Raw genomic sequence first — 14432 nt, 5'->3', positions numbered from 1 at the left:
GAAAACGACTTCCGTAGGGGAGGTCGTTTTTGCGTTTTCTAGAGGAGGAACAGCTTTTTTTCCGTTGTGATACGGAAAAACAAAGGGCAGGTATTGGTTTACAATTTACTAGATGGATCATATAATAAGGATATATTAAAAACAAGAAGAAGGGGAGGTTATGAAGACAATCAAATTAGTGACAATCGGTGGCGGCTCAAGTTACACTCCAGAATTGGTTGAAGGTATGATTCTTCGTGCACATCAATTACCCATTCGAGAATGGTGGTTTGTTGATGTTGAACAGGGAGCCCAAAAACAGGAAATCGTTGTTAATTTAGCACGGCGCATGGTCAAAAAAGCAGGTTTGGACTGGAAAATAGAATCGACCTTAGACCGAAGAGAAGCATTGTTAGAGGCTGATTTTGTAACGTCTCAGTTCCGAGTTGGCCAACTACCTGCAAGATACTTAGATGAGACCATTCCCTTGAGTTATGGGATGCTGGGGCAAGAAACCAATGGGGCTGGAGGAATCTTTAAAGCTTTTAGGACCATTGAAGCATATAAAGGGATTATCAAGGATATGAAAGACTTGTGTCCGAATGCTTGGTTGATTAATTTTACGAATCCTGCTGGTATCGTAACGGAAGCCATTGCTAATGAACTCCACTGGAAGAAAGTAATTGGTCTGTGTAATATCCCTATTGGTCAAAAGAAACTTGCTGCTCAGATTTTAGGCCAATCAGAAGGAGACCTAAGTACGCGCCATATTGGGTTAAATCATTTTCACTTTCATGAAGTTTGGGATAAGTATGGGGAAAATCGTACGCAAGTAGTCTTAGAAACATTGTATGGGGATTTGAGAAAGGAGACGCCAGAAGCAGTCAAAAATATTACCAATCTAGAGTTTCCTATTCAATTGCTTCGGACGATTGGAATGTTGCCATGTGATTACCATCGTTATTATTTTTTGGAACAAGAAATGTTAGAGGATGCTTTGGAACAGTATCGTCAGGGTAATGTACGAGCCAAGGTTGTGCAAGAAGTAGAGACAGAATTGTTTGAGCTTTATAAAGACCCACAATTGAAAGACAAACCAAAACAGCTGGAACTACGTGGGGGTGCCTACTATAGTGATGTTGCCTGTCAAATCATTTGTGCTATCCATAATGATAGTAAAGAAGAATTGACCGTATCTACTGTAAATAGAGGAGTTATTCCCTATCTACCTGAAAATTGTGTGGTAGAAGTCACCTCGATTATCTCTGCGCAAGGAGCAACTCCACTAGCCTGTCCACCAACTCCGCCGATTGTAACCGGCTATTTACAACTGATGAAGCAAATGGAGCTTGTCACTGTTCGGGCAGCAATGACAGGTGATTATTCACTGGCTTTACAAGCTTTTACACTCAACCCGCTTATTTCAAATGGACCACAAGCTGAGGCGCTATTGCAAGATATGTTACTTGCACATGAGGACTATTTGCCACAATTTGCACCAGCTATACAACACATAAAAGAGAGAAGGAACAATCAATGACGAAAGACAAGGTATTTTATCAATTTCCAACAAATTTTTTGTGGGGTTCTTCTACATCAGGACCTCAAAGTGAAGGAATTGAGCCAGGTGATGGAAAGGGACAAAACAATTGGGATTATTGGTATAGTATTGAGCCTGAAAGATTTCATAACAAAATTGGCCCTAGTCAAACATCAACATTTTACAAACATTATGAAAAAGATATTGATTTATTAGTTGAAACTGGGCACACTGTATTTCGGACTTCCATTCAATGGTCGCGTCTCATACCAACAGGTACTGGAGAAATTAATCAAGAGGCGGTGTCCTTCTATCGTTCGGTTTTTTCTTTGGTAAGAGCAAAGGGAATTCAACTCTTTGTCAATCTTTATCATTTTGATCTTCCCTATTGTTTACAAGAAAAAGGTGGTTGGGAAAATAAGGAAATTGTTCGAGCTTACGAAGCCTATGCACGTACATGTTTTGAATTGTTTGATGACTTAGTCGATCGTTGGATTACCTTTAATGAGCCGATTGTTCCAGTAGAGTGTGGTTATCTAGGAAATTATCATTATCCATGTAAAGTTGATGCAAAAGCGGCAGTTGCGGTGGCTTATCATACACAGTTGGCAAGTTCTTTAGCTGTAAAGGCTTGCCATGAGGTAAATCCTCATAAAAAAATTGCTATTGTCTTGAATCTAACTCCAGCCTACCCTCGTAGTGAGCAAGCAGAGGATATAAAAGCAGCTCGAATTGCAGAATTGTTTCAAACAAAGAGCTTTCTGGATCCGTCTGTGCTAGGAGAATATCCAGATGAATTGGTCAAACTGATTGATGCATATGGTCTAATGCCAGAGGTCAGCGACGAGGAACTAGCCATTATTAAGGAAAATCGTGTGGACTTCCTAGGGGTGAATTATTATCAACCTCTTCGGGTACACGCTCCAACCAATAGTTGGAAAGAGGGAGAGCCTCTTACTCCGGAACATTTCTTTGCCCCATATGATATGCCAGGTAAAAAAATGAATCCGCATAGAGGTTGGGAGATTTATGAAAAAGGGATATATGATATTGCGATAAATATTAAGGAAAATTACCATAATATCGAATGGTTTGTAACAGAAAATGGTATGGGAGTTGAAGGAGAGAGCGCGTTTAAAGACAATGGACTCATTCAAGATGATTACCGGATTGAATTTATCGAAGATCATTTAGTTGAATTGCATCGAGCTATCCAAGAAGGAGCGAATTGTAAGGGATACATGTTATGGACCTTTATTGATTGCTGGTCTTGGTTAAATGCATACAAGAATCGCTATGGATTAGTTGAACTGGATCTAGACACGCAGGAAAGAATTGTTAAGAAATCAGGCAAGTGGTTCAAGAAATTGAGCGATGCGAATGGTTTTCATCGCTAGGAGGGAATGATGGTGGAACTGGGCTTTTCAATTTATCCTGAAAATTATTCACTAGAAGAGAGTCAAGCTTACATTAAACTCCTGCACCGATATGGAGCAAGGCGCCTATTTATGAGTTTATTGCAACTTGAAAATGGAGACCGAACAGTTTTCGAATTGTATCGAAAACTCATTGAGTATGCTAACCAATTAGAGATAACCGTCATTGCAGATATCAGTCCTCATTTTATCGCAGCCCAAGGTTGGGATGGGGCATTGATGGAGCGTGCAGCTGAACTGGGGTTGGCAGGGATTCGTCTTGATGAAGCTCTTCCTTTGGAAGAAATCATTGAGATGACGCATAATCCACACAACATAAAAGTTGAATTGAATTTGAGTACAGATAAGACCTTGTTGTCCAATCTTTTGGCTAGTGTTGCAAACAGGGATAATATTATTGCCTGCCATAATTTTTATCCTCATGCTTTTACAGGTTTATCCGAAGAGCACTTCTTAGAGATGTCATCTTATTATCATCAATCTGGCATAAGAACTGCGGCATTTGTCAGTGCACAAACAGCTTCTGAAGGACCGTGGCCATTATCTGAAGGCCTACCAACTTTAGAAGATCATCGGTTCTGGCCCCTTCCCTTGCAAATTGCTTGGATGAAGGCAACGGGTGTTATTGATTCTATTTTGATTTCAAACCAATTTATCTCGGAGGAGGAACTACAATCCATTCAAACAGTTTTAAATGAAGATACAATCAGCCTCATGGTTGATATCGAGGAGGGGTTGACTCCCGTTGAAAGAGAGATTGTAGCGTTTGATCATGTTTATAGAGGTGATATTTCTGCTTATGTTCTGCGTTCAACCATGCCTCGTGTGGTGTATAAGGACGCATCTGTACCGGCTCGGTCAGACCAAGAAATTCCTGTGGGACGAGGGGATATCTTAATTGATAATGATTTATATGGTCGCTACAAGGGTGAATTGCAAATTGCACTCAAAGAATTTACCATCAGTCCAAAGGTAAATAAGGTTGGACGAATCAGCCCAGACTATCTTCCTTTGTTAGGCTTTATTAAACCCTGGCAAGCGTTTAAGCTGGTCATAGCTTCCGAGCACTTTCATTAATGATGCGGAAAAAGTAGGGACCTCTAGAAAACGCTCCCATGTTATAATGTATATATAAGAAATCAAAGACTGTTGGAGGAAAGGAGGGAGCATGTTATCTAAAAAAGAAGTACGCTTGTTAGAGGTTTTACTTGCAAAACAGGAGACATTCGTACCAAGCATAGAGCTAGCTAAGGTGTTATCAGTGAGTGATCGAACGGTAAGAACGTATATTCATCAACTGACGTCTTCTTTAGAAAATAGCGGTGCTCATATCCTTTCAAAACAGGGTAGTGGTTATTGTTTACAGATTGAACGGCCAGTTGAGTTTGAAATGTTTTGGCAGGAGCAATTGCACCTAAAGAAGCAATTAACAGATTTAACTCAACTAGAAGAAGCGGGTGATCGGCAACGGTATATTCTTAATAAGCTCTTGTTTGAGGATCCGATTCAGTCACCAGATTGCTTACAAAGAGAGCTATTCATCGGAAAGACTACGCTACATTCCATTTTAGCGGATATTCGGAAACTGTTCTCGTCCTATCAACTAGAACTCCTAGTGACACGTAAAGGAATTGAACTAAGAGGGGATGAACCTGCTATCCGTCACTTTATTATGGATTACTTTTTTGATGAGGGAAGTGTTCAATCTGTTTATGGAGTTGTCGAAACCAATCTATTGCCAGATATACGGTTCACAGACTTAATGTTAATCGTTTTAGACGAGTGTCGGGATGCAAGATTACGTTTATCGGATTTTGTCATGCAGAATCTAGTGCTCCATATTGCTCTTCTTTTACAACGGATGAAAATCGGGTCTGGTCTAGACCGATTCCCGATATCGGAGCGTATTCAGTCGTCTCAAGAGTATCTTGTAGCACAGCGGATTATTGAACGAATCGAAGAAACGTTTCAAGTGACGATACCGTCAGAGGAAGCCAATTATATTGCTTTGCACCTTAAGGTAAAACTAACGGGGAATCCGAATCAAGATGGTGAGGTGGAAGAGAGATTTAGACAAAATGTGGAGAACAGTCTCCTACATTTGTCACATTTAACAGGTCTAGAGTTGTCAAAGGATCAGCAACTATTCAAAGGAGTTTTGGCCCATTTGATACCATTACGTATTCGTTTGGAGAATAATATTCAACTGGGAAATCCCCTAACTGCTGATATTAAAGACCAATATTTTGAGGCTTTTGAATTAACAAAAATGGCATTTTCAGCGATACCAGAATTAATGGGCTATTCGATTTCGGATGATGAGTGGGCGTATCTTACTTTACATGTGATGGCGGCAATTGAACGTTATCAAGGATTTAAGAAGACCAGAGTATTGGTAGTCTGTGCTACCGGAATTGGAAGCGCATTGATGTTAAAGAATCGCTTGGAGAAAGAATTTTCATCCAGCTTAGAAATTCTTGATACGGTCAGCTACTATGAAGTGACAGAGGAACGACTGAAGGATGTTGATTTGATTATTTCATCCATTAGCTTGTCGAATCTAATGTTTATGACACCAGTCATCAATGTCAGCGTCTTCTTGTCAGCGAAGGACATTGAGGCTATTCGTTCTCATTTACAGCAAACAATACCTGTCATCCCTGACCAAGGGGAACATGTGCTAATGGAAGTAGGTCAGGCTAAGCAAATAGCGGAAGCAGTTTTTGCTCCACATAGAATAATCTATCTTGAGGAGGATTGTGATCGAGAAGTGGCCTTGAAGCAATTAGTAGCATTATTGAACGAGTCCATTGAGTCTGATTTTGTTGATCGCTTTATAGAACAAGTGAATTTGCGGGAATCTTACAGCCCAGTTGTCTTTGGGGATCGGTTAGCCTTCCCTCATCCAGCCTTGCCGATGAGCTATTCAGAGCAAATTGTTGTGGGGATATATAAGAATGCTGTGGATTGGGGACATGGGAAGCGAGTTCACTTCATCTTCTTATTGTCACCGTCAAAGGGGCGAAATACCTATCTAAGGCATATTTCACCTTGTCTGGTTGATTTTGTGCAAGATAGAGTTCTCCAAGAACGTTTGTTGGAACATCCCAATTATAGTGAATTAATGAATATTTTTATTGCCCTCATTCAAAGAAAGGGGTAGGAGGAGTTTTTTATGAAACACATTATGTTAGTTTGTAACGCAGGTATGTCTACAAGTATGCTTGTAACCAAGATGCAAAAAGCAGCAGAAGAAACAGGGGTTGAAGCAACTATTTGGGCTGTTCCAGTATCTGAAGCCGATAATGAAGTTGCTCAAAAAGAGATTGATGTATTGCTCTTAGGTCCCCAAGTAAAATTCTTATTGAACGACTATAAGGTAAAATTTGAGCCAGCTATCAAGGTAGATGCTATCAATATGATGGATTACGGAGTAATGAATGGGGCTAAAGTTCTAGAAGCAGCTTTAAAATTAATGGAGGCCTAGTATGAGTTCTCCAGAGTATCTTGAAGCCATCATGGGGCTGATCATGTACGGCGGTGAAGCGAAGGGATTTGCTAGTCAGGCGATTCGAGCAGCCAAAGAAGGTCGTATTGACGAAGCGGAACAGCTGCTCCAAGATGCAACTGCTTCATTGAATATTGCCCATAAATCACAAACACAATTACTAGCAAAAGAAGCAGGTGGAGAGTCTGTAGAATTATCTTTGTTAATGGTACATGGACAAGATCACTTGATGAATGCTTTGACATTTATTGATTTAGCGAAAGAATTCGTAGATCTTTATAAACAGATTGGATAATAGGAGGACTGGGTTATGAAGATATCAAAAATAGGTCAAGTTCCCATTGAGCGACTTTTTGCTACGATTCGCCAATCCTTAAAAGATGATTTTCAGCAAAATACGGGTTCCACTTTGCAAGATCAAGATATCATCCAAGGGCTTACTTATACAAAGGTTTTTGGTGATAAAGGTCAGCATAGTGTCAAAGTGACCATTGAAGAGTTTTCGGCTCCCAATTGTTATGCAGTTTGTTTTCATTCTAATCGAGGCAAAGAACATGTTCGCTACCAGTTAGAGGATTTAGGGAACGCTCAAACCAAGATAGAGTATTCTTATGAGATGGAAGCTGGGGATATTTTTGTAAAAGGTAACTATTTTCTCATGGAAAAACTTTTTTCAAAAAGTATAAAACGCCAGACAGAGACTCAATTAGAAGCCCTTATTCGCCATTCTGTAGACGGGGCTTCAGCTTAATATTTCGATCATATACAATAAAAAAATAGAAAAGGAGACAGATTATGTCAAATATTTCTGAAAAGTTTATGGAAATATCTGGTAAGATTGGTTCGCAACGTCACTTGATTGCGATTCGTGATTCCTTTATTTCCATGATGCCGATTACCATGGCGGGTACGGTGGCCGTTCTTTTGAATGTCTTTCTGAGGGATATTCCAAACAATATGGGCTGGACAGGTTTTGCAGAGGCCATGCAGCCAATTATTAACATCAATGGTTATGTTTATTTTGGAACCATTGGAATCATGGCACTCGTTTTTGCTTTTACCTTTGGTTACAATTTGTCGCTCATGTATAAGGTCAATCCTTTGGCGGGTGGTTTGATTTCCTTCGCCTCCTTCATTTCAACCATTCCTCAAAGTCTCACCATCTCAACTGCTTTAGAAGGAGTGGATAAACCGGTTATCACTGCCTTGGAAGAACTTGGTTTGACCATTGTTACCACTGATGGTGTTTCTGTATTGGAAACCAGTGAGTGGGGAGCAATCGCCTTGAAATATGGAGGTGCAACTGGTCTCTTCACAGCCATGTTTATTGGTTTCTTGGCAACCTTTGTTTATGCAAGTTTGGTGAAACGCAATATCATCATCAAGCTACCAGACTCTGTTCCACCTGCAGTTAACAAGGCTTTTGCAGCGATTATCCCAGGAACGGCAGCGATTTATGTTTCTTCTATCGTGGCTTACCTAGTATTTTCTGTATCTGGTCAGTCCCTGAGTGATGTGGTATCGACCTATATTCAGATGCCTTTACTTGGTTTATCACAAGGGCTTGGTTCAGTCGTACTCCTGACCTTCCTCGTTCAACTTTTCTGGTTTTTTGGTTTGCATGGACACAATGTCCTGGCACCGATTATGGACGGAATTTACCTCATCGCCCTGAATGAGAATACTGCTGCCTATGAAGCAACAAGAAGTGTTGCAGATTTGCCTTGGCTTTGGACACGCGGTTCCTTTGATGCCTACGCTCAGATGGGTGGTTCAGGTGTCACCCTCGCGTTGATTATTGCAATTTTCATCTTCTCTAAACGGGAAGAATACAAGATGGTCGCTAAGCTATCAGCTCCGATGGGAGTCTTTAATATCAATGAACCGATTACCTTTGGTATTCCGATGGTATTGAATCCACTCTTTGTCATTCCATGGTTGATTGTGCCTCCAGTTTGTGCTGCTATTGCTTATTTAGCGACTGCTGCTGGACTCATTCCTCCTGTCTTTCTAGCTGTACCTTGGATTACCCCGCCAGGTCTCTATGCTTATCTGGCAACAGGTGGTAACATTATGGCGGCTCTGGTTTCACTCTTCAACCTCTTTGTTGCCTTCTTGATTTGGACTCCATTTGTCATTGCGGCCAACAAGGTGAAGGCTGGTGAGGACTAATGTTTTCCAAAAATAAATCCCCCTTCTTACTAGCACTAGGTTTTTTTCTGATTGCGATTAGTCCGCTGTATGGCAATAAGTATCTCAATATTATTTCTGGTTTGGTGCTCATCTTACTCAGTGTACTTAGAAGTAGGAGAAAATAAGAACAAGTAGGAAAAAACGACTTCCGTATTGGAGGTCGTTTTCGTCTGTCTATAGATACGCTTTCTCATTTAACCAAGCGTAGATAACAGATAGGGTTTTGTCTTGGAATTTGCCAGATTCGTACATATGGTCTGCTCCTGTTAAGGAAACGAGGACAGAGTCCTTGTAGTTTTTAGCTGTTTTTCGGGCAATGGCGGAAACGGTCATCTTATCTTCGCTTCCTGTGATAACGAGGACAGGTTCTGTAATCTTACTGAAATCGACGTGTCCAGCTCTGCTTTTGTCAAAGAAAGGAAAGGCCATCTGAGAATAGACCTTGCCAGACTCGGGCACTAGGGTCTTGAAAATCTCTTCTTTGAGGGCAGGGTCTTGAACGTTGAGGCAGTAGCGGAAGAACTCGTCCTTGTACGGTGGCATGGGCTTTTTCCAAAATCCCCAGCGCAAGAAGTGGCGGATAAAGCAACGAATCATGGTTGGATAGAAAGCGAAGATATCGTCATTTAGTTTTTCTTTTATTACTTCGTTAACTCGCTTTGCCGTACTCCAGTACAGCCTGCAGCTCGTTGCCTAGTACTAAAAGTAAACTAAAAGACTATATCAGCTGTTGGAGCAGGTCCCATGAGAATCATACCAGCTACCTGCGTGCGTTCTGCGACCATTTGGGCTAGTAGGCAGCCTAGAGAATGTCCTAAGAGTAGCGGTGGTTCTTCTAGGCTCTCAATTAGGGCGACCAAATCATCAGCATAGTCTGTCAGGCTGACGGCACCGACCTTTTCCATAACTTCATCATAAGGTAGGTCGTGGTAGCGTAGGCTAGGTGTGTGGACCCGCAAGCCCATGTTTTCTAATTTATGGGCAAAATCTCCCCAGACGGAGCCATCACACCAAGTTCCGTGAATTAACACAATATTTTTCATTTCTCTCCTTCTCATTAAAAATTAAAATTTATTTTTTCTATAAAAAAACTGATTCATTTCTCTTGCAAATTATTTACAAATTCTATATATAAATTACTTAATCCATTCTTTAAAAGATATCATTGTATCAAATTTAAAAATGTCTTTTGTTTTATATAATAACCTGCTGTTTTTAAGATGGATAGAAATCATTTCAAAGCCATTTTTGATACAATCCTTTTCCAAATATTGTTCAGAAACATAAATATCTAAACGTCCATACTTACTATCTATGTAAATAAATTCGAAAGCAGGATTATAAATAGCTAGACAAGAACCATCATCATAAAACATTCGCAAATAATTAGTATCAAACAATTTATAAATTTCTAATACATCACAATTTTGGTCTAAGGGCATCTTGTCCTCTGAAAAAATCATTTCAAGTGTAGAGTAAACCTCTATATCTCGACAATTCATTTTATAGATTTCCATTTTAATAGTTTCTTCTTCCTGACTTTTTTACATTATAGCATGCTGAAAGCTAAATGTTAATTATTTGAAAACTGGTTGTCATACTTGTTACATTTCTTTAAGCTCTCTGCAAGGATTATCCCTTAGGATAGATAAGGCAGAAAAAACACAAAGGAATCAAATATTATGAATTATCAAATGATTAAAAAACAATTTAAATCAGGACTATTTACAGTTCTTATAGGAAATCTTTTATGGTCGGGATCGGTAAATGTTAGTGCAGATGACACAGTTATAAGCGATAGTCCGACGGTATCAGCATTAACGAAAAAGGTTGAAGCTGTAAAAATAGCAGCCAAAGCAGCAGCCCAGGCAGCCTTGACCATAAATATGGTATCTGAGGTTGCTGTGGAATATACGGCTAATACCTATCCAGCTGGTCAGTGTACTTGGGGTGCCAAAGAAATGGCTCCTTGGGTCGGGAATTATTGGGGAAATGGTGGTGACTGGGCAGCAAGTGCTGCAGCGCTAGGATATGAAGTCGGAACGACTCCAAAAGTTGGTGCCATTGCTGTGTGGACAGACGATGGCTATGGTCACGTTGCCTATGTTACAGATGTAGCAGCTGATGGAACCATTCAAGTAATGGAATCAAACTATGGAGGAACTTATTACCCAAGTAATGTACGTGGATTCTTTGATCCGACAACGACCAGTGAAGGAACGGTTAGCTACATTTACCCACCAGCTGGTGTATAATCATTTAAGAAAGGTCTTCTAGGCCTTTTTCTTATTACTAAGACTTGATTAAAAAATTTAATAGCCTTGATAGAAAATTTATATTGGTTATACGATTCATTTCGTGATATGATTGTAAAATCTGAAAAAGAAAGAGTGTATTTATAATGAAAAAATTAGCTTTATTTGCAACAACAGCCCTAGCAGCTTTAACCTTAGCAGCTTGCAGTTCGTCAACATCAACGAGCTCATCAAGCAGCACAGACCAAACCCTCTTGGCACAAATTAAGGAAGAAGGCCTTATTCAAATCGGTACTGAAGGTGCCTATGCTCCTTACTCTTATCATGACGAGAGTGGAAAGTTGGTCGGTTATGATGTAGAAGTAGCCGAAGCCGTTGCTGAGAAATTGGGTGTTAAGGTGGAATTTGTTGAAACAGAATGGGATTCCATGATTGCAGGCTTGGATGCAGCCCGTTTTGATACTATCGCTAACCAGGTTGGTATTACGGATGAACGCAAGGAAAAGTACGACTTTTCAACACCATATACATACATCTATGGAGCTTTGGTAACACAGAAGGATAATACTGACATTACAAGTTTTGCAGATTTGTCAGGCAAAAAGTCAGCCAACAGCTTGACAAGTAACTGGGCAGATTTGGCACGTGAAAATGGTGCAGAAGTTGTCGGTGTGGATGGATTCTCTCAAGCAGTTGAATTGTTGAACACAGGTCGTGTGGATGCTACCATCAATGACAACTTGGTGTACTTAGACTATGTGAAACAACATGCTGATGCACCGATTAAGGTTGTGACCTTGACGGATGACGTGTCAACAACAGCCTTCCCAGTTGCAAAAGGAAATGACGATCTTGTGAAAGAGATTGATGCAGCCTTGGCAGAATTGGCTAGTGAAGGAAAATTGGCTGAAATCTCAAACAAATACTTTGGTGAGGATGTATCTAAAGCCAAATAAAGAATAAGTAGGAGAAACGATGACAGATAGAGTTTGGCAATTATTAATTGATTCATTTACGCAAATCCTTGTCCCAGGATTATTGGTGACGATTCCACTGACCATCTTGTCTTTTGTCTTTGGTCTAATCATTGCTATTGGGACGGCCTTGGTGCAAATTGCTCAGATTCCCATTCTCAAACAAGTGGCTCGTTTCTATATTTGGGTTGTTCGAGGGACGCCACTCTTGGTTCAACTCTATGTGATATTCTTTGGGCTACCAAGTCTAGGAATTGTCTTGGATGCCTTTCCATCTGCGGTTTTGGTTTTTTCTGTCAATACAGGTGCCTACGCCGCGGAAACCATACGGGCTTCTATTGAGTCCGTGCCTAAGGGGCAGTTGGAGGCTGGCTATTCTGTCGGGATGAGTTTTGCCCAGACCATGCGTCGGATTATTCTCCCACAGGCCTTTCGAGTGGCCTTTCCGCCCTTATCGAATACCTTGATTGGATTGGTTAAGGACACATCTTTAGCGGCCAATATTACGGTCTTGGAGATGTTTATGGCGACTCAGCAGATTGCGGCAAGGACCTATGAGCCATTTGCCCTCTATTGTGAAGTTGCTCTCATTTATCTATTCTTTTCAACTATTTTGACCAAGCTTCAAGCCTATGGCGAGAAGAAGTTGGCGGTCTATTAGGAGGTTCAGATGATTCAAGCAAATGGAGTAAAGCTGGCCTTCAATGGTCAAGAGGTATTAAAAGGCATTGATGTAGAGGTCAATCCAGGAGAGGTGGTTGTTATTTTGGGACCATCTGGCTCTGGAAAAACAACCCTTCTTCGTTCCTTGAACTTTTTGGAAAAAGCTGACGCGGGTCACCTAGTCTTCGGTGAGGACAGCTATGATTTGGCTCAGATGACAAAGAAGGAAATTGCAGGCATCCGCAAGCGAACAGCCTTCGTTTTTCAAAACTACAATCTCTTTGCCAATAAGACTGCCCTGCAAAATGTGACGGAAGGCTTAATTGTAGCTCGGAAAGTACCCAAACAAGAGGCTGAAAGAATTGGTAAGGCAGCCTTGGACAAGGTTGGCTTGTCGGACAAATATGATTCTTATCCGAGCCAGCTATCAGGAGGTCAGCAGCAACGAGTTGGCATTGCCAGAGCCATTGCGACAAATCCCGAGGTCATCTATTTTGATGAGCCAACCTCGGCCTTGGATCCTGAGTTAATCGGTGAGGTCTTGGCTGTCATGATGCAGTTGGCCAAAGAAGGCATGACCATGGTGGTTGTGACACACGAGATGGGCTTTGCGCGTGCTGTAGCCGACCGTGTGATTTTCATGGATGGGGGCCAGATTATTGAAGAAGGTCGCCCAGAAGCTATTTTTGACCAGCCAAAAGAAGAACGAACCAAGCAATTCTTGGCTCGGATTCAGAAAGAAGAACTATAGAATGAAAACACTGGCAATGCTGGTGTTTTTCTCATACCTAAAGAAATAGATGTTATAACCTTCAAAACACTTTTGCATTTTTTACTAGAATTGGATATAATAGAGCAGAGAAAACGTTTGCACAAAATTTGAGAAAATATGAATAAGAAAAGTAGGAGGGGCTGATGACAACTTTAGCAGATGTAGCTAGGCTAGCCAATGTTTCAAAGATGACGGTGTCGCGTGTTATCAATCATCCAGAGCAGGTGACACGTGAATTGCGACTGTTGGTGACGAAAGCCATGGAAGAATTAAATTATAAGCCAAATGTTGCCGCCAAGGCCTTGGCCCAGCAACGGACCCTGATTGTGCAGGTGGTCATCCTTGAAAAAATGGATGTCGTTGAGCCGTATTATATTGATTTATTGCGAGGGATTGCAGCAGAATTGAATCAACGAAATTATACCTTGCAATTGGTAACCGATGCGAAGTTAGTGACGAATCAGTGTGATGGCTATATTGTCACAGGTGCCAGAAAGTCAGATTTTCCATGGTTGAAAGGCTTAGGTAAACCTCTCATATTATTTGGAGAAAATAGTGAGGGGCTACCGTTTGTGGACTCAGATAACAAGGAAGCCACTCGATTAGCGACAGAATTTGCCCTATCAAAAGGATATGAACAGGTTTTCTTTGTGGGCATTGATTTACCAGAGTCATTTGAAGAAAGGCGAGAAGAGGGCTATAAAAAGGCTATGAAAGACCGAGAAAGTCGCCTGTATCGCTTGGCCAATCATTCTCGCGCCGCAGAAGACTTTATCAGAAATCTAGACGATTTACCAGATAAGACTTGTTTTGTCTGTGCTTCGGACCGCCTAGCACTGGGAATCACAAGGGGGCTACAAGCGATTGGAAAATCGATTCCACAGGATGTTGGCGTGATTGGATTTGATGGATTTTTTATCGATAGGATTTCAAATCCGAGGTTGACGACCATGAAGCAACCCATTCAAAAAATGGGAGCAATCAGTGTGAAGCGATTGATGGATATGCTGGACGGAAAACCATTGACCAGCTTGGCTCACTTCGACCGTGCTGAATTGATTGAACGAGAGACTACGCCATAGTAGTTTCTTTTTTTGATGATTTTTGTTACC

General features: G+C 40.9%; 16 protein-coding genes. 13 read left to right on the top strand and 3 right to left on the bottom strand.

Annotated features, from left to right (window positions below; genetic code table 11):
- Window positions 1-160: 160 nt before the first annotated feature.
- From PHA78_RS11810 to PHA78_RS11775, 8 genes are all read left to right on the top strand, one after another.
- Window positions 161-1519: a 6-phospho-beta-glucosidase gene (locus PHA78_RS11810; protein ID WP_024376161.1), complete on the top strand. Its 1359-nt coding sequence runs from the start codon at window positions 161-163 to the stop codon at window positions 1517-1519.
- Complete coding sequence (locus PHA78_RS11805) at window positions 1516-2916, top strand: glycoside hydrolase family 1 protein (protein WP_024376160.1); 1401 nt, start codon at window positions 1516-1518, stop codon at window positions 2914-2916. The genes PHA78_RS11810 and PHA78_RS11805 overlap by 4 nt, the downstream gene beginning before the upstream one ends.
- Before the next feature lie 9 nt (window positions 2917-2925).
- Complete coding sequence (locus tag PHA78_RS11800; protein WP_024376159.1) at window positions 2926-4032, top strand: DUF871 domain-containing protein; 1107 nt, start codon at window positions 2926-2928, stop codon at window positions 4030-4032.
- 91 nt (window positions 4033-4123) lie between these two features.
- On the top strand, window positions 4124-6118 hold the full coding sequence (locus PHA78_RS11795; protein WP_099806890.1) for a BglG family transcription antiterminator: 1995 nt from the start codon (window positions 4124-4126) through the stop codon (window positions 6116-6118).
- Between the two features lie 12 nt (window positions 6119-6130).
- Window positions 6131-6442 (top strand): PTS sugar transporter subunit IIB, encoded by a 312-nt coding sequence (locus PHA78_RS11790; RefSeq protein WP_024376157.1) that lies wholly within the window; start codon window positions 6131-6133, stop codon window positions 6440-6442.
- 1 nt (window position 6443) lies between these two features.
- Window positions 6444-6758: a PTS lactose/cellobiose transporter subunit IIA gene (locus PHA78_RS11785; protein WP_024376156.1), complete on the top strand. Its 315-nt coding sequence runs from the start codon at window positions 6444-6446 to the stop codon at window positions 6756-6758.
- A 15-nt stretch (window positions 6759-6773) separates the two neighbouring features.
- Window positions 6774-7214 (top strand): DUF3284 domain-containing protein, encoded by a 441-nt coding sequence (locus PHA78_RS11780; RefSeq protein WP_024376155.1) that lies wholly within the window; start codon window positions 6774-6776, stop codon window positions 7212-7214.
- A 44-nt stretch (window positions 7215-7258) separates the two neighbouring features.
- On the top strand, window positions 7259-8635 hold the full coding sequence (locus PHA78_RS11775) for a PTS sugar transporter subunit IIC (protein WP_024376154.1): 1377 nt from the start codon (window positions 7259-7261) through the stop codon (window positions 8633-8635).
- A 195-nt stretch (window positions 8636-8830) separates the two neighbouring features.
- On the opposite strand, the gene PHA78_RS11770 is transcribed toward PHA78_RS11775, so the two are convergent.
- The 3 genes from PHA78_RS11770 to PHA78_RS11760 all read right to left on the bottom strand — a co-directional run bounded on the left by PHA78_RS11770 (window position 8831) and on the right by PHA78_RS11760 (window position 10173).
- Window positions 8831-9253, bottom strand: a complete 423-nt coding sequence (locus PHA78_RS11770) for an alpha/beta fold hydrolase (protein ID WP_228377536.1) — start codon at window positions 9251-9253, stop codon at window positions 8831-8833.
- Between the two features lie 113 nt (window positions 9254-9366).
- Window positions 9367-9699 (bottom strand): alpha/beta hydrolase, encoded by a 333-nt coding sequence (locus PHA78_RS11765; protein ID WP_198400827.1) that lies wholly within the window; start codon window positions 9697-9699, stop codon window positions 9367-9369.
- Between the two features lie 93 nt (window positions 9700-9792).
- Window positions 9793-10173 (bottom strand): hypothetical protein, encoded by a 381-nt coding sequence (locus PHA78_RS11760; RefSeq protein WP_024376153.1) that lies wholly within the window; start codon window positions 10171-10173, stop codon window positions 9793-9795.
- Between the two features lie 165 nt (window positions 10174-10338).
- Here PHA78_RS11760 and PHA78_RS11755 point away from each other — a divergent pair, with 165 nt between their 5' ends.
- The 5 genes from PHA78_RS11755 (at window position 10339) to PHA78_RS11735 (ending at window position 14402) form a co-directional block, all read left to right on the top strand.
- Window positions 10339-10911: a CHAP domain-containing protein gene (locus PHA78_RS11755; RefSeq protein WP_024376152.1), complete on the top strand. Its 573-nt coding sequence runs from the start codon at window positions 10339-10341 to the stop codon at window positions 10909-10911.
- Between the two features lie 146 nt (window positions 10912-11057).
- The gene (locus tag PHA78_RS11750) at window positions 11058-11867 is read left to right on the top strand and encodes an amino acid ABC transporter substrate-binding protein (RefSeq protein ID WP_024376151.1); all 810 of its coding nucleotides are present in this window, start codon (window positions 11058-11060) and stop codon (window positions 11865-11867) included.
- Window positions 11868-11886: 19 nt separating this feature from the next.
- Entirely contained in the window at window positions 11887-12546 is a 660-nt protein-coding gene (locus PHA78_RS11745; RefSeq protein ID WP_024376150.1) for an amino acid ABC transporter permease, read from the top strand.
- A gap of 9 nt (window positions 12547-12555) precedes the next feature.
- Window positions 12556-13299, top strand: coding sequence for an amino acid ABC transporter ATP-binding protein (locus PHA78_RS11740; protein WP_024376149.1), 744 nt, complete (start codon window positions 12556-12558; stop codon window positions 13297-13299).
- Between the two features lie 164 nt (window positions 13300-13463).
- Entirely contained in the window at window positions 13464-14402 is a 939-nt protein-coding gene (locus PHA78_RS11735) for a LacI family DNA-binding transcriptional regulator (RefSeq protein WP_024376148.1), read from the top strand.
- Window positions 14403-14432: the final 30 nt, after the last annotated feature.

It is taken from the genome of Streptococcus sp. HN38 (assembly GCF_028335765.1).
GTDB classification, from domain to species: Bacteria; Bacillota; Bacilli; order Lactobacillales; family Streptococcaceae; genus Streptococcus; species Streptococcus suis_P.
This window is presented reverse-complemented; position numbering and strand designations above follow the sequence as displayed.

What these genes read in the sequence shown, in the direction of transcription:
- PHA78_RS11770 (WP_228377536.1), bottom strand. Translation starts at nt 9,253, where the DNA reads ATGATTCGTTGCTTTATCCGCCACTTCTTGCGCTGGGGATTTTGGAAA.
- PHA78_RS11740 (WP_024376149.1), top strand. Translation starts at nt 12,556, where the DNA reads ATGATTCAAGCAAATGGAGTAAAGCTGGCCTTCAATGGTCAAGAGGTA.
- PHA78_RS11805 (WP_024376160.1), top strand. Translation starts at nt 1,516, where the DNA reads ATGACGAAAGACAAGGTATTTTATCAATTTCCAACAAATTTTTTGTGG.
- PHA78_RS11810 (WP_024376161.1), top strand. Translation starts at nt 161, where the DNA reads ATGAAGACAATCAAATTAGTGACAATCGGTGGCGGCTCAAGTTACACT.
- PHA78_RS11735 (WP_024376148.1), top strand. Translation starts at nt 13,464, where the DNA reads ATGACAACTTTAGCAGATGTAGCTAGGCTAGCCAATGTTTCAAAGATG.
- PHA78_RS11745 (WP_024376150.1), top strand. Translation starts at nt 11,887, where the DNA reads ATGACAGATAGAGTTTGGCAATTATTAATTGATTCATTTACGCAAATC.
- PHA78_RS11755 (WP_024376152.1), top strand. Translation starts at nt 10,339, where the DNA reads ATGAATTATCAAATGATTAAAAAACAATTTAAATCAGGACTATTTACA.
- PHA78_RS11800 (WP_024376159.1), top strand. Translation starts at nt 2,926, where the DNA reads ATGGTGGAACTGGGCTTTTCAATTTATCCTGAAAATTATTCACTAGAA.
- PHA78_RS11765 (WP_198400827.1), bottom strand. Translation starts at nt 9,699, where the DNA reads ATGAAAAATATTGTGTTAATTCACGGAACTTGGTGTGATGGCTCCGTC.
- PHA78_RS11775 (WP_024376154.1), top strand. Translation starts at nt 7,259, where the DNA reads ATGTCAAATATTTCTGAAAAGTTTATGGAAATATCTGGTAAGATTGGT.
- PHA78_RS11785 (WP_024376156.1), top strand. Translation starts at nt 6,444, where the DNA reads ATGAGTTCTCCAGAGTATCTTGAAGCCATCATGGGGCTGATCATGTAC.
- PHA78_RS11750 (WP_024376151.1), top strand. Translation starts at nt 11,058, where the DNA reads ATGAAAAAATTAGCTTTATTTGCAACAACAGCCCTAGCAGCTTTAACC.
- PHA78_RS11780 (WP_024376155.1), top strand. Translation starts at nt 6,774, where the DNA reads ATGAAGATATCAAAAATAGGTCAAGTTCCCATTGAGCGACTTTTTGCT.
- PHA78_RS11790 (WP_024376157.1), top strand. Translation starts at nt 6,131, where the DNA reads ATGAAACACATTATGTTAGTTTGTAACGCAGGTATGTCTACAAGTATG.
- PHA78_RS11760 (WP_024376153.1), bottom strand. Translation starts at nt 10,173, where the DNA reads ATGGAAATCTATAAAATGAATTGTCGAGATATAGAGGTTTACTCTACA.
- PHA78_RS11795 (WP_099806890.1), top strand. Translation starts at nt 4,124, where the DNA reads ATGTTATCTAAAAAAGAAGTACGCTTGTTAGAGGTTTTACTTGCAAAA.